We start from the raw sequence: 14,321 nt of genomic DNA, 5'->3' as shown, positions 1-14,321 counted from the left end.
CCGTTGGCGAAAGCGATGCGACGGTCCGATCTCCCCCCTTGAAGGGGAGATGCCCGGCAGGGCAGAGGGGGGTGCAGCGCGCTAACCTTGGCGGTATTTTCCAGTGACCCAGCTCGGCGCCACCGTCACCCGCGAAGGCATCCGCTTTGCCGCCTGGTCGCAGGCCGCCCGTCGGCTTTGGGTCTCGATTTTCGACGAGCAGGGCAACCGGGAGATCGAACGGCTCGAACTGCAGCCGGAAGGTGAGGGCGTCCATGCGCTGTTCGTTGCGGGCCTTGGCCAGGGCATCCGCTACGGCTTTCGCGCCGATGGCGACTACGCGCCGGAACGCGGACTGTGGTTCGATCCCGCCAAGCTCCTGACCGATCCTTATGCCGTCGAGATCGACAGGTCCTATGTCTATGACTGGCGGCTGGCCCAGCGCCGGGGCGAGGGCGCTGATACCGCACCGCTGATGCCGAAGGCGATTGCCGCTGCGCTGCCGAAGCCGGTGCAGGCTGCCCCGCCGCTATTCCAGCCGGGCGGCCTTATTTACGAAGTGCCGGTGCGCGCCTTCACCATGCTGCATCCGGACATTCCCGAAGAATTGCGCGGAACAGTCGCCGCACTTGCTCACCCGGCGGTTATCGAGCATCTGAAAAAACTGGGGGTTGGCGCGGTCGAGCTGATGCCGGTGACCGCGTCGATGGACGAGCGACATTTGCCGCCGCTCGGGCTGCGCAATGCCTGGGGCTACAATCCCGTGACTTTCATGGCCCTCGATCCGCGTTTGGCGCCGGGCGGCGTCATGGAGTTGCGAAACACGGTCGCCGTGCTGCGCGAGGCTGGCATCGGCGTCATCCTCGACCTCGTCTTCAACCACACCGGCGAGAGCGACTGGCTTGGCCCGACGTTGTCGCTGCGCGGTCTGGACAACCAGGCCTACTACCGGCACTCATCAGACGGCGGGCTGGCCAACGATACCGGCACCGGCAACACGGTCGCTTGCGACCATCCTGTCGTCCAGGAGATGGTCCTCGACACGCTTCGCCATTTCGTCAGGGATGCCGGCGTCGACGGCTTCCGCTTCGACCTGGCGCCCATTTTGGGCAGGGTCGAAGGAACATTCGATGCCGAGGCGTCGTTGCTGAGAGCGATGCGCGACGACCCGCTGCTGGCCGATCGGGTGTTGATCGCCGAGCCGTGGGACATCGGTTCCGACGGCTATCAGCTCGGTAATTTCCCGCCGCCCTTCCTCGAATGGAACGACAAGTATCGCGACGATGTCAGACGCTTCTGGCGCGGCGACGCCGGCATGGTCGGTGCGCTGGCGACCCGGCTTGCCGGTTCGTCCGATGTGTTCGCAACGAACAGGCAAAACGCCAGTCGGACCGTCAATTTCATCGCCGCCCATGACGGCATGACGCTCGCCGATATCGTGCGCTACGAGCGCAAGCACAACGAAGCCAATGGCGAGCAGAACCGCGACGGCCACAATGAAAACCTGTCCTGGAACAACGGCGCCGAAGGGGATGCGGACGATCCGGCCGTACCAACTGCTCGCCTGAACGATCAGCGCGCGCTGCTCGCCACGCTGTTTGCCTCACGCGGCACCATCATGCTGACCGCGGGCGACGAATTCGGCCGCACCCAGCAAGGCAACAACAACGCCTATGCGCAGGACAACGAGATCACCTGGCTCGTCTGGGCCGGCCGTGACCAGGCGCTGGAGCGCTACACGGTGGAACTCTCGAGGCTGCGCCGGTCGATGCCGGCGCTCTTCGATACAAGCTTCCTAACTGGCCAGCCGCAGGCAGGTTCGGGGACGCCGGACGTCGCATGGCTGACCGAAACGGGCACGCCGCTCGATGGACAAGGCTGGCAAGATCCGCAGCAGCACCGTCTTGTCATGATCCTGGGTGGCGCCAGCGACGACGAGCGCCGTCTTGCGGTGCTCGTCAACGGCGATCGTCGGGCCTGCATGTTCACCTTGCCTGAGCGTGAAGGATTTTGCTGGGTGCCAGCCCTCGAAACCGCCGAGCCAGCGGACAGCTCGCGACCGATATCGGGACGGGCGGTGATCTTCATGATCGAACGAGCGCAAGCCGGCACAGGGGAGAAGCGCAATGGCGGCAGGTGACAAGACCGGATGGTGGCGCGGTTGCGTCATCTACCAGATCTATCCGCGCTCCTTCCAGGACACGACCGGCAACGGCAGCGGCGATCTCGCCGGCATTACGTCGAGGCTCGCTCATGTCGCTTCGCTTGGTGTCGACGCAGTCTGGCTGTCGCCTTTCTTCAAGTCGCCGATGGCCGATATGGGCTACGACGTGTCGGATTACTGCGATGTCGATCCGATGTTCGGCACGCTCGAGGACTTCGATGCGCTGGTCGCCGAGGCGCATCGCCTCGGCCTGAAGATCGTCATCGACCAGGTGCTGTCGCATTCGTCCGACAAGCACGACTGGTTTGCCGAAAGCCGCGCCAGCCGCGATAATCCCAAGGCCGACTGGTACATTTGGGCCGATACCAAGCCCGATGGCGGCGCGCCCAACAACTGGCTCTCCGTCTTCGGTGGCCCAGCCTGGGAATGGGATTCGACCCGCCGGCAGTATTACATGCACAATTTCCTTGCCTCGCAGCCCGACCTGAATTTCCACAACCCGGAGGTCCAGGACGCGCTTCTCGACACGGTGCGGTTCTGGCTGGAGCGCGGCGTCGACGGCTTCCGGCTCGATACGGTCAATTACTATGTCCACGACCGCTGGCTGCGCAGCAATCCGCCCCTGGCGTCGAGCGTCGCCGGCACCAACGGAGAGACCAACACCTACCTCTACCAGGAGCATCTGTTCGACAAGACGCAGCCGGAAAACCTGGCGTTCCTCCAGCGCTTCCGGGCCCTGCTCGACGAGTATGAAGACCGCGCCGCGGTCGGCGAGATCGGCGACGAAGGCCGCTCGCTGCAGACGCTTGCCGCCTATACCTCCGGCGGTGACAAGCTGCATATGTGCTACACGTTCGACCTGCTCGGTCCGCAGTTCTCGGCGGCGCATGTTCGCGGCTGTGTCCAGGCCTTTGAAAATGCAGTTGCGGACGGCTGGGTCTGCTGGGCATTCTCCAACCATGACGTCGTGCGCCATGTCAGCCGCTGGACAAGGCCGGATAGCGATCCCGACGCGGTCGCAAGATTCTCGATCATGCTGCTCGCCTGCCTGCGCGGCTCGATCTGCCTCTATGAGGGCGAGGAACTGGGCCTGGAGGAGGCGGAACTGGCCTATGAGGATCTGCGCGATCCCGTCGGCATCCGCTTCTGGCCAGGCGTCAAGGGCAGGGATGGGTGTCGCACGCCGATGGTCTGGGAGGCCGGCGCCGACAATGCAGGCTTCTCCACGGCCAAGCCGTGGCTGCCGATACCGGCCAGCCATCGCACCCACGCGGTCGACGTCCAGAATGCCGACACGGCCTCGGTGCTGAAGTCCTATCGGACCACGCTGGCCTTGCGCGGAGAGCATGAGGCGCTGGTATCAGGCTCGATCCGCTTTCTCGACGCCGAGGGTGACGTGCTCGCTTTCATTCGCGAGGGCGGCGGCGAAAGACTGCTCTGTGTCTTTAATTTCGCCGAGGGATCGGCCAATTGGCAGTTGCGGGGGGACATCGGAGCGGTTGTACAGCTGGATGGCAATGCCGCGGTCGTCGAGACCGAGCTTTTGCTGCCAGCGCTCGGAGCCTTTGTTGGCAGGCTCGACTGATACCCGGACCGTTACTGCACCAGCACCGCACGTCCGCATGTCGCGCCGGTGACCCGGACATCGGCTTCGCCGAGATGCACGCCGAGCGTATCGAGCAGATTGTAAAGCAATGTGTCGACTGGTGCGGTCACGGTTTTCAAGAGCGTCGTCACCGCAGGTTTCACTGCGCCGAGCAGGGCGGTTACGTCAAGCCCGAGGATACCCAGCGCGTTGACGGAGAGTGACAACTTGTCGACCAGTGATGTTGTCAGCGTCTGAGTCAGGTCCCGTGTCGGCGTCGTCTTGATGGTTTTGGCGGCGATCTCGGTTTTGTTGAAGACCAGGTTGGTCGGGCTGACGTTGGTGATATCGGCACCCGCCGACCCCTTCACCAGTATTAGCGGGATTTTTAGCAGCAACAGATTGAGGCTGACATCCGCTATGTTGGCGTCGGAGAACGACTGCGGGTTGCTGAAATCGGCGAAAGCGGTGGGGCTGTTATCGGCGTCGCTGGCGGCAAGGTTCACCGCGGCGACGCCGGGCTTCGCGGCAATGGTAACCTTCAGGCTGTCGGGGCCGGTCGGGCAGCTGATGTCGGTCAGCTTGGCCTCGGCGTAGGCCACTTCGACATTCAGCGGCAGCTTGACCGACAGCAGGCTGATGCCGCCGCCCAGGTTTGGATTGCCGACGCCGACCGTGACCAGCAGCTTGATGCGCGTTTGCGCGGTGCGCACCACGGTGCCGGCTTCTCCAACCGCCAGCCATGGCGAGGATTGCGGCGGTTCGCCGATGGCGATGGCGAGCGTGGTCGACAGCACCCCGGGAATGGTGGCGCCGAGGGCGACGTCGACCTGCTTCGAACCGTTTGCCAGTCCGGCAGCGGCCGTCAGCATTCCCAAGGCGCTGGCATCGACGCCGAGGCCGGCGGGCCTTTGCCCGAGGCCCAATTTGCCGACGGAGCCGAGATCGACCAGATGACTGAGCGGGATCTTTACCGTGCTGGTCGACTTGGACGCGATCGTCTGCAGGGCGACCTTGGCCGTGTTGCCAAGCCCGGGCACATTGGCCATGGCCGTGGCGATCTGGCCGACGGTCGCCTTCGATGCCAGCACATCCGAATACGACACGCCGGTCAGGTTCAGCTGTGTGGCAACGCCGTCGACGAAGGAGAGCACGCTCACATCCGCCGAGATCAGCGCGTTGTAGTCCATGACGCTGAGCGAGATGTTGCTGCCGAGAAGTCCGCCGAGAAGCGCGTTGAGGATGCCGCCATTGAGGCTGGCGAGCCTCGATCCGACCGAGAACGTCGCCTGCGGCGTCATGCTGGCGGTGGCTTGGGTGCCGATGACGGGAGTGGGGATCAGCGAACTCGCGAAATAGCGGGCAGGGATCTTCTTCAGGGTGACGCGGACGGCATTGTAGGGTGTTATGCTGGCCTGGAAACGCTGGCCCACATTGGCCCCGGATGCCACATATCTCCCGGGCGTGACCGTCACGACGGTTTTGCCGGCCGCCGGCTCGATCGTCTGTCCCGAGCTTTGAACGACAACCCCTGGCATGCCGTTGTCGGTCAGCGTGGTGACAACCGCTGTGTTGACTTTGGTCATGTTCGAGGCGGCGGTGATCGCCGCCAGATCCACCATTGCCTGTGCTTCGCGGCGCTCGGTGTAGATCGAGGCTTCGTCGATGGCCACCGCGGCCAGGGCCAGCGCCACCGGCGCGCTCAATGCCGCCATGACGGTGAAGTTCGCTTTCCTGTCACCCAGCATCAACCGGGCAAGCCGACCGATCCCATTGCACGCATGCAGCAGCATTTAAATGCCCCCGACCCTGATCGTTGACTGGCGCTTGATGGTGGTCCCGGGCATGGCTATGCCCGGGAAAAGGTTCCAGATCGGCAGGTTGCGGGCATCGTACTGGATGGCCACCACGAACTGGCTTCCATCGGCCGCGCTGTCGTTGGCCTGGTAGGTCAACTTGCTGACATCCACGAAGGGATATCCGCCGGCATTGTTGGTGACGAAGCTGGCCACGAGCGTCTGGCGCTCGGTCTGGTTCAGCCCGGCAATTGCCGTGCGGGCGGCATCCGCTGCGATCTGCTGGATCGAGTTGGCGGCGCCGAAATATATACCGTATGCAACCATTCCGAGTAGAAGAAGAATGAAGATCGGTGAGAGTAAGGCAAATTCAACCGCAGAAGTTCCACGTTCTTCTTGAAGTTTTCGCACCAATTGAAAGACTTTGGGCAATTTACTTGCTCCGTTGCTCATAGCCGCCACGCGTCTGAGATCGAACTGTATAGAAGGCAATCGTAATGTAACCTGTGGTTGCTTAAGAACGCATTAAGACATTCCGGCAAACTGGCGTGGCTCCGATTCGCGGTGAAAAATGGCGTCGAGGTGAAGAAACCAAGTCAAGCTTCTGGTTTCGGCTGGTGTTTCAGCGGCCACGCCATAGCTTTCGTCCGCCTTACTATGGGTGACCCAGAGAGTCTGTTGAAATAAAAATTCTCCGCGTTAGTGTCTGGGCACGAGCCGCAGGACGGGAACCAGCGGCGCGCTCAAAGGGGTCAGATATCGGCTCCGGGGCGTCAACACTTAATAGGCGCGCCAACGGCAGCGCCGACAGGGAGAACTTCATGCTGAAAAACATGCTGAAGGCGACGGTGCTCGCCACGACCATGGCGCTGGCCGCCGGCACGTTCTACACGCCGGCTTTCGCCGAGACCGTCTATAACAGAGGCAGCGCCGCCGAAGCGGAGACGGTCGATCCGCACAAGACCTCGACAGTCTACGAAGCCGATATCATACGCGACCTGTTCCAGGGCCTGGTCATGCATGACCAGAAGACGAACCTCATTCCGGGCGCGGCCGAAAGCTGGACAGTGTCCGACGACGGCACTGTCTACACCTTCAAGCTGCGCAAGGATGGCCTCTGGTCGGATGGCAGCCCGGTGACGGCGGACGACTTCGTCTATTCGTTTCGTCGGCTGGAAGATCCGGCCACCGCTGCCGAATACGCCTCGATGCTGTACCCGGTGAAGGGTGCGGAGGACGTCAACACCAAGAAGGGCAAGCCGGAGGATATGGGTGTCAAAGCGATTGATGCAAATACCCTCGAAGTCACGCTGAAGGCGCCGACGCCTTACTTCCTGGAGATGCTGACCCATCAGGCCACCTATCCGGTCAACAAGGCTTCGATCGACAAGCTCGGCGCCGACTGGATCAAGGCGGGTAATCTCGTTTCGAACGGCGCCTATACGCTGGCCGAGTGGATTCCCAACGACCACATGAAGCTGGTCAAGAATCCGAAATTCTGGGACGCCGCGACCGTCAAGATGGACGTCGTCAACTATATCCCGACCGAAGACCGCTCATCGGCGATGAAGCGCTTCGAGGCCGGCGAACTCGACAGCTACGGCGACCTGCCGACCGAACAGCTCGCTGACCTCAAGACCAAGTTCGGCGACCAGGTCCGCGTCGGACCTTATCTCGGCACCTATTATTATGCGATCAAGACCGACAAGGCGCCGTGGGACAATGTCGAACTGCGCAACGCCATCTCGATGGCGATCGACCGCGACTTCCTCGCCGAGAAGGTCTGGCAGAACTCAATGCTGCCTGGCTATTCGATGGTGCCTCCGGGCATCGCGGGCTACTCGCCGGCAACGGCCAAATACGCCGACATGTCGCAGATCGACCGCGAGGACGCTGCCAAGAAGACCCTCGAGAAACTCGGCTATACGCCCGAGCATCCCTTGAAGATGGAGATCCGCTACAACACGTCGGAAAACCACAAGAACACGGCCGTCGCCATCCAGGAACAGTTGAAGCCGCTCGGCGTCGACGTCTCGCTCGTCAACACCGACACCAAGACCCACTACTCCTTCCTCGAGCAGAAGGGCGACTACGACGTGGCGCGTGCCGCCTGGATCGCCGACTACAAGGATCCGGAGACCTTCCTCGGCATCACCCGCAAGGCCAGCGGCAACAACTATTCGAGCTATGTCAGCCCGGCATATGAAGCGGCCATGGACAAGGCGGCGGCTGCCGGCGGTAAGCCGGAAGAGCGCATGAAGGACCTCGCTGAGGCCGAGCGCATCCTTGTCGATGACGTCGGTAACATTCCGCTTCTCTACTACAGCTTCCACGACATCGTTTCCTCGAAGCTGCATGGCTTCGACGACAATGTGATGGATATCCATCCGTCCCGCTTCATCAGCAAGGACTGATCCTTAGCCGGCCGCCGCGCAACTCAATGCGCGGCGGTGCTGGTTTGCCATCGCATCGGTCCGGAAACCGGAATCGATTTTCGGCATGTCGGTGCGAAGATTTGAAGGCTAGAGCGCAACCGTCCGGCTGGACGCGCGTTGCTCTGGATCAAGCGGGGCACCGATGCTGCGATACGTATTACGGCGGCTTCTGACCGCCATCCCGACGCTGTTCGTCATCGTGACCATGGCGTTTTTCCTGATGCGCGTCGCGCCGGGCGGCCCATTCAACCAAGAGCGGGGGCTGAGCCCCGAGATCAAGGCCAATCTCGAAGCCCAGTTCGGCCTCAACGACCCGCTCTGGCTGCAATTCGTCCATTATCTCGGCAATCTGCTGCGCGGCAATTTCGGCCCGAGCTACAACATGCCGGACTTCACCGTCACCGAACTCTTCGCCAAGGGCCTGCCTATATCGGTTCAGCTCGGCGCCTCGGCGCTCGTCCTGGCGCTGCTGCTCGGTTGTGTGCTCGGCACCATTGCGGCGCTTAACCAGAACAAGCTTGGCGACTATACGGTGATCGCGCTGGCGACGGCCGGCAGCACCATCCCAACCTTCGTCATCGCGCCGGTGATCCAACTCCTGTTCGGGCTGACCTGGAGGCTGCTGCCGATCGGTGGGTGGGGCGATGGCGCTTTCATCAACAAGGTCGGTCCGGTGTTGACGCTCGCTCTGCCGCAGATCGCCATCGTCGCCCGGCTGATGCGTGGCTCGATGATCGAATCCTTGCGGTCCCATCACATCCGCACGGCGCGCGCGCTCGGCCTGTCCGATTGGTCGGTGGTGGTCAAGCACGCGCTGCGCGGCGCCATCCTGCCGATCGTCTCCTTCACCGGTCCGGCGGCGGCGGCATTGCTGACCGGCTCGGTCATTGTCGAGACGATCTTCTCCATTCCAGGCGTTGGCCGCTATTTCGTCGATGCCGCGCTCAATCGTGACTACACGCTGGTGATGGGAACGGTGGTGGTGATCGCCATCTTTACCATTGTCTTCAACCTGATCGTCGACGTCATGTACGCGGTCGTCGATCCGAGGGTGCGCTATGACTGACATCGCAGCCACAGCCGCCCCCGCCGTCATCGGCCGTTCACTCTGGGGGGATGCCTGGGCGCGTCTCAAGGCCAATCGCGCCGCCATGTTCAGCCTGTACTACCTTGCCCTGATCGGTGTCGTCAGCGTATTCGGGCCGTGGTTCGTGCCACATCAATACACTACCATCTATGCCGACTATGTGCGCATGCCGCCAAGCCTGTCAGCCTATCCGAAGGCCGACATGGTCGAGACGGCGCTTACCGAAGCGATCAAGCGCATGCGGGTCGACATCAAGGAGTGGCGGCAGGAAGGCAACCAGGTCTTCGTCACCGTCAAGTCGACCAGGCCGATCGACGATCGCAACATCCGTTATCTCGACCGTTCCGATGCCTTTGACGGCACCAAGATCGAGAGCAAGTCGCCCGACGGTCTCGAAGTGACGATGAGCGCCTCGATCAAGCAGCAATATTTCCTGTTCGGCACCGACAACACCGGCCGGGACCTGTTGTCGCGCACGCTGATGGCCGGGCGCATATCGCTGGCCATCGGCCTGCTCGCGGGTGTCGTGGCGGTGGTCATCGGCGTGGTCTACGGGGCCGCTGCCGGCTTTGCCGGCGGCAAAATCGACGAGGTGATGATGCGCATCGTCGACGTGCTCTATTCCTTGCCCTTCATCTTCTTCGTCATCATGCTGGTGGTGTTCTTCGGCCGCAACTTCGTGCTGATGTTCCTGGCGGTCGGCGCCGTGCTGTGGCTCGACATGGCGCGCATCGTGCGCGGCCAGGCGCTGTCGATCCGCCGGCAGGAATATGTCCAGGCGGCGGAAGCCATGGGTGTCGGCCAGCGCGGTATCCTGCTGCGCCACGTCATTCCCAATCTGCTCGGCCCGGTGGTCATCTACATGACGCTGCTGGTGCCGCAGGTCATCATCCTGGAGAGTTTCCTGTCATTCCTGGGGCTCGGCGTGCAGGAGCCGATGACCAGTTGGGGCGTGCTGATCTCGGTCGGCGCCAAGAACATCGGCACCGCCAACTGGCTGCTCCTGTTCCCCGCGTTCTTCCTCGTCTCGACGCTGTTCGCGCTGAATTTCGTCGGCGACGGCCTGCGCGACGCACTCGACCCAAGGGATCGCTAAGATGGGGATCGCCGAGATGGCTGCTTCCGAAACGATCCTCAGCGTCAAGGATTTGCGTGTCCGCTTCCGCACGCTGGACGGCGCGGTCGAGGCGGTCAAGGGCATCAACATCCACGTCAAATCAGGCGAGACCGTTGCCGTGGTTGGCGAATCCGGGTCCGGCAAAAGCCAGACGATGATGGCGGCGATGAGCCTGCTGGCATCGAATGGCGAAGCGACAGGCAGCGTCGATTATCGCGGCCGCAATCTTCTGACGCTCAGCAAATCCGAGCTCAACCAGGTTCGTGGCCGCAAGATCAGCATGATCTTTCAGGAGCCGATGACTTCACTCGATCCGCTCTATTCGATTGGCAATCAGTTGATCGAGCCGATCCGCCGGCACCGGGGCCTGAATGCCCCCGACGCGCGGGAAGAGGCGCTCAAGCTGCTGCGGCTGGTGCATATTCCCGATCCCGAGCGGCGGATGAAATCCTATCCGCATGAAATGTCCGGTGGCCAGCGCCAGCGTGTGATGATCGCGATGGCGCTCGCCAACGACCCTGACATATTGATCGCCGACGAGCCGACGACGGCGCTCGACGTGACCATCCAGGCGCAGATCCTGATGCTTCTGGCCGAATTGCAGCGCAAGCTCGGCATGGCGATCGTCTTCATCACCCACGATCTTGGCATCGTCCGCCGCTTTGCCGACCGGGTCTATGTCATGCGCCAGGGCGAGGTTGTCGAGGAGGGGGAGGCGGAGGCCATCTTCGTCAATCCCCAGCATGCCTACACGAAAATGCTGCTGGCGTCCGAGCCGACCGGCAGCAAGGCGCCGCCGCCCGCCAATGCTCCGGTGCTGCTTGAAGGCAGAAATGTCGAAGTGACGTTCAGGATTGGCGGCGGGTTTCTTGCTGGTGAACCGCTGATGCTGCGTGCCGTCGATCACATCTCGATCCGGCTGCAGCGCAACCAGACCATCGGCATCGTTGGTGAATCCGGCTCGGGCAAGTCGACGCTCGGCCGCGCCTTGCTGCGGCTGTTGCCGAGCGACGGGCTTATCCGTTTCGGCGATCGCGACATTTCCCAAGCCGACAGGCAGGCGATGCGGCCGCTGCGGCGCCAGATGCAGCTTGTCTTCCAGGACCCGTTCGGCTCGCTGTCGCCGCGCATGACCGTCGGCCAGGTCATCACCGAAGGACTTCTGGTGCATGAGCCTGATCTCTCGGGCAAGCAGCGTGATCAACGCGCGGTCGACGCCTTGCGCGAGGTCGGCCTCGACCCCAACGCACGCAATCGCTACCCGCACGAATTCTCCGGCGGCCAGCGGCAGCGCATCGCCATTGCTCGCGCCATGATCCTGAAGCCCAGGCTGGTGGTATTGGATGAGCCGACCTCGGCGCTCGATCGCTCTGTGCAGAAACAGATCGTCGAACTGTTGCGCAAGCTGCAGGCGGACCACGAATTGTCCTATCTCTTCATCAGCCACGATCTGTCGGTCGTGCGCGCCATGGCCGACTACATCATCGTCATGAAACAGGGCAAGATCGTCGAGGAGGGGCCGACCGAGGCGATCTTCAGCGATCCGCGGCACGCTTACACACAGACGCTGATGGCCGCCGCGATCGACATGACGCGATTTCGCCTGAGCGCCTGAACCAGGCTTCGCACCGATACACTGGCTGTCCGCTCAATTTGTGGAGCTCGGGCACTTGCGTGCTCGCACAGCGGCAATGGCATCCTGTTGCTGCTTGAGCCGGTCGATCCTGGCTGTTTCACGGTTGGCCACCGCGGTCTTCACGCGTGAGCCGCCGAGCAGCCAGCGTGGAACATTGGTGTTGGCGACCTTGCCGCGGGTGATTGCCGTTTGCGAGATGTCACGGGCGACGTCTCCCATCGCCCTGTTGAGGTCGGTGCACGTCATCGAATCGTATTTCGCTGGATCGACGGTTCTGCCGAGCGATGAACAGCCAGCGACGAGAACCAGCGTCATCACGAGAATCAAGGGCGAGGCTGTGGTTGAATTCAAATTCATGTCGCACTCGGCCCGCCGTTCACTGACTCCATCAAGTTCACGACCCTAAGACCGACAGACCTTTTCGTCAAAATATGCGGCCTCGAAGAAACCTCCCACTGGGCCCGGCCTTTGCGGCCGACGCAGGAACATCTCAGTCACTGGAATTGCTATCTGCCGAGTGTTGGGCTCAATCGCTGGCAAACGGAGAGTACCGGTTCCGGCGACGTCGGGGCGGCCTTTCCTACGCTGCCTCGGCCACGAACCTCGACGGGGGGCAACCGCCGAGCACTGTCTGAGCGATGTCGGCGTCATTTTCATCGACATGCGCCGTCACCAGAACGACCCCTTCGGCAACCTCCTGATCATCCGCCTTTATGGCGGCCGTGGCGAATGTTCCAAACAGACCGGCAACGCCGCCACAGACCGCGCCAGCCACCGCTGTTGGCAATACGCCCGCAGCAACAGGATTGATGCCATAGGCCGCAACGGCACTCAGGCAGACCAACCCGCCGGCGGCAGCGCCAAATAACGATCCCAAAGCGGAAACCCGAAGAGATCCCGCCTCGTCATTGTAAGGCCCGATGATCGCGATCTGTACGCGAGGAATTCCGGCTGCCACCAAGTCGCTGGCGACCCGCGCCGCATCGACGGGGGAATCAAAAAGTCTGCAAATCGTCGGCATGGTCGCTTAACGCTTCTGGCTGTTCAGCGTCGTCTCGGTGAGGAATGACGCGGCAATCAGATCGTCAACCTCGATTGGGCCCTCGCCGCCCTCCATGATGGCTGCGACCTTCTGGAAGGTCTTCATCTCGTCTTCGGTAATCTGGGCTTCCGGCATCCTGGCTTTGATCTCTGTCATGCGCATGCTCAGGGCATAGGATTTCTTGGTCTCACGGTTCGACATGCTGCTGCTCATAGTTCATTGATCATTTTTTGCCCGCCACTCGAATTTGGGGCAAGGGCAAACGTTTCCAACCCTGGACTTCGGTCGGGGAGGGGTCGGACCTAAGTCTGGTCGTGGGCCGCAATGGTCTTGCCGACGGCGCCGCCAAAGCATGACCCAGGATGCGTGCCAAAAGGCCTTTCGTGGCCCGACTCATCAAGAATCGGGCCGGAGATCTGCGATCAGTACCCGTCGTTTTCGATCACAACGGGATGGTGTCGATGGTGGTGACGGTGGGTGGAGACGGAACCTGTCACGACAACAGTATCGCGGTGATGATGCCGGCGCCCATGGTCATAGAACGCTACGGTACCATGGCGGCGGTGGTGCAAGCGCTGACCGTCTTCGTTGATGATCTTGACGCTTTCGTGATGTCGATGATGGGTTCTAACAACCACATCGGCTTCGGCTGCCGAAGCCACAACGGGCAGTCCAAGGGAAAGCGCCAACGCGCACATGATCATTGTTTTCATTGCAGTTTCTCCATTTTCTTAATTAGCCCTTCATTGGATAAACTGCCCCTGATCGCTTTGGTTCCGGTCGTCCGGCATCGACCCGAACGTTCACTGGTCATCGCTGGATCTCGTCAAACGGCGGAACATTAGGCGTGCCTGATGGTTTATTTCCCGCAGCCGGGATCACGATTTGGTGTCTGCTGCGGATCAGTCGGCAAAGGCTGGTCGGCCCGCGTTCTCTGCCAGAGGCGCGGGCTTCCCAGGCAACAGGAGAGAGATCATGAACAATATCATTTGGCTCGTTGGAGCTGTGGTCATCGTGATAGCGATCTTGAGCTTTTTTGGCCTCCGCTGAGGGGGACGCGCGTACCAGTCGGGATGTTTACCCGAAACTGTCCGCGAGCGCACGCATGAAGGCATCAGGCGGCCGGTTGACTGGTTACTGTCCAGTGCAACAGGCATCGCTGTCGGCCGGGTCACAGAGGCACGGCGAATAGAAATTCGCCCATCCGACTGGCGGGGGACGCGAGTAATCTCGCTTGAGGGGCAGGTGGAGCGCCGAAGTCGGGATGCGTTAACTCTTTGTTTTCTCTGGTCGGAGTGGCAGGATTTGAACCTGCGACCCCCTCGTCCCGAACGAGGTGCGCTACCAGGCTGCGCTACACTCCGTGACCAGACCGCGGGCTTATAGCCGCCACACTTGGTTCCTGCAAGCGGCACGGCGGCACTTCTGTCGCATTTCGTCGGCTTTCGTCGAGCATTGCCCGAAAGGCCCGGATTCCCTT

The 14,321-nt window shown here is 61.9% G+C and carries 12 protein-coding genes and 1 tRNA gene; 7 read left to right on the top strand and 6 right to left on the bottom strand.

Translation table 11 applies throughout. From position 1 onward, the window contains the following. The first annotated feature begins 103 nt into the window (after positions 1-103). Positions 104-2,119, top strand: coding sequence for a glycogen debranching protein GlgX (gene glgX, locus NKI66_RS19015; protein ID WP_352752541.1), 2,016 nt, complete (start codon positions 104-106; stop codon positions 2,117-2,119). Further along, on the top strand, positions 2,106-3,728 hold the full coding sequence (gene bglA / locus NKI66_RS19010; RefSeq protein ID WP_352752539.1) for a beta-galactosidase BglA: 1,623 nt from the start codon (positions 2,106-2,108) through the stop codon (positions 3,726-3,728). The genes glgX and bglA overlap by 14 nt, the downstream gene beginning before the upstream one ends. A gap of 11 nt (positions 3,729-3,739) precedes the next feature. Here bglA and NKI66_RS19005 read toward each other — a convergent pair whose 3' ends face one another. Further along, positions 3,740-5,521 carry a TadG family pilus assembly protein gene (locus NKI66_RS19005; RefSeq protein WP_352752537.1) on the bottom strand — a complete coding sequence of 594 codons (1,782 nt, stop codon included), beginning with the start codon at positions 5,519-5,521 and terminating at the stop codon, positions 3,740-3,742. Beyond that, positions 5,522-5,977: a TadE/TadG family type IV pilus assembly protein gene (locus NKI66_RS19000; RefSeq protein ID WP_502900946.1), complete on the bottom strand. Its 456-nt coding sequence runs from the start codon at positions 5,975-5,977 to the stop codon at positions 5,522-5,524. A 368-nt stretch (positions 5,978-6,345) separates the two neighbouring features. Between NKI66_RS19000 and NKI66_RS18995 the strand changes: the two genes are divergently transcribed. From NKI66_RS18995 to NKI66_RS18980, 4 genes are all read left to right on the top strand, one after another. Then, positions 6,346-7,938 (top strand): peptide ABC transporter substrate-binding protein, encoded by a 1,593-nt coding sequence (locus NKI66_RS18995; protein WP_023808499.1) that lies wholly within the window; start codon positions 6,346-6,348, stop codon positions 7,936-7,938. A 163-nt stretch (positions 7,939-8,101) separates the two neighbouring features. Continuing rightward, positions 8,102-9,025 (top strand): ABC transporter permease subunit, encoded by a 924-nt coding sequence (locus NKI66_RS18990; protein WP_027035849.1) that lies wholly within the window; start codon positions 8,102-8,104, stop codon positions 9,023-9,025. Then, complete coding sequence (locus NKI66_RS18985; protein WP_127295647.1) at positions 9,018-10,142, top strand: ABC transporter permease; 1,125 nt, start codon at positions 9,018-9,020, stop codon at positions 10,140-10,142. Before NKI66_RS18990 ends, NKI66_RS18985 begins: the two co-directional genes overlap by 8 nt. Positions 10,143-10,158: 16 nt before the next feature. Continuing rightward, the gene (locus NKI66_RS18980) at positions 10,159-11,778 is read left to right on the top strand and encodes an ABC transporter ATP-binding protein (protein ID WP_023808496.1); all 1,620 of its coding nucleotides are present in this window, start codon (positions 10,159-10,161) and stop codon (positions 11,776-11,778) included. 33 nt (positions 11,779-11,811) lie between these two features. Here the strand turns inward: NKI66_RS18980 and NKI66_RS18975 are convergent, their stop codons facing one another. The 3 genes from NKI66_RS18975 to NKI66_RS18965 form a co-directional block, all read right to left on the bottom strand. Continuing rightward, complete coding sequence (locus NKI66_RS18975; protein WP_023808495.1) at positions 11,812-12,156, bottom strand: hypothetical protein; 345 nt, start codon at positions 12,154-12,156, stop codon at positions 11,812-11,814. A 223-nt stretch (positions 12,157-12,379) separates the two neighbouring features. Beyond that, positions 12,380-12,820 (bottom strand): hypothetical protein, encoded by a 441-nt coding sequence (locus NKI66_RS18970; RefSeq protein WP_023808494.1) that lies wholly within the window; start codon positions 12,818-12,820, stop codon positions 12,380-12,382. Between the two features lie 6 nt (positions 12,821-12,826). Then, positions 12,827-13,042, bottom strand: coding sequence for a hypothetical protein (locus NKI66_RS18965; protein ID WP_023808493.1), 216 nt, complete (start codon positions 13,040-13,042; stop codon positions 12,827-12,829). Positions 13,043-13,224: 182 nt separating this feature from the next. Between NKI66_RS18965 and NKI66_RS18960 the strand changes: the two genes are divergently transcribed. Next, positions 13,225-13,686 (top strand): hypothetical protein, encoded by a 462-nt coding sequence (locus tag NKI66_RS18960; RefSeq protein WP_352752533.1) that lies wholly within the window; start codon positions 13,225-13,227, stop codon positions 13,684-13,686. A 442-nt stretch (positions 13,687-14,128) separates the two neighbouring features. Here NKI66_RS18960 and NKI66_RS18955 read toward each other — a convergent pair. Continuing rightward, positions 14,129-14,205 (bottom strand) — tRNA-Pro (locus tag NKI66_RS18955). Positions 14,206-14,321: the final 116 nt, after the last annotated feature.

Origin of the sequence: Mesorhizobium sp. M0518 (genome assembly GCF_040321125.1) — a bacterium.
Lineage (GTDB): Bacteria > Pseudomonadota > Alphaproteobacteria > Rhizobiales > Rhizobiaceae > Mesorhizobium.
Note: the sequence above shows the minus strand (reverse complement) of the source record. Positions and strands in the feature narration are given on the sequence as shown.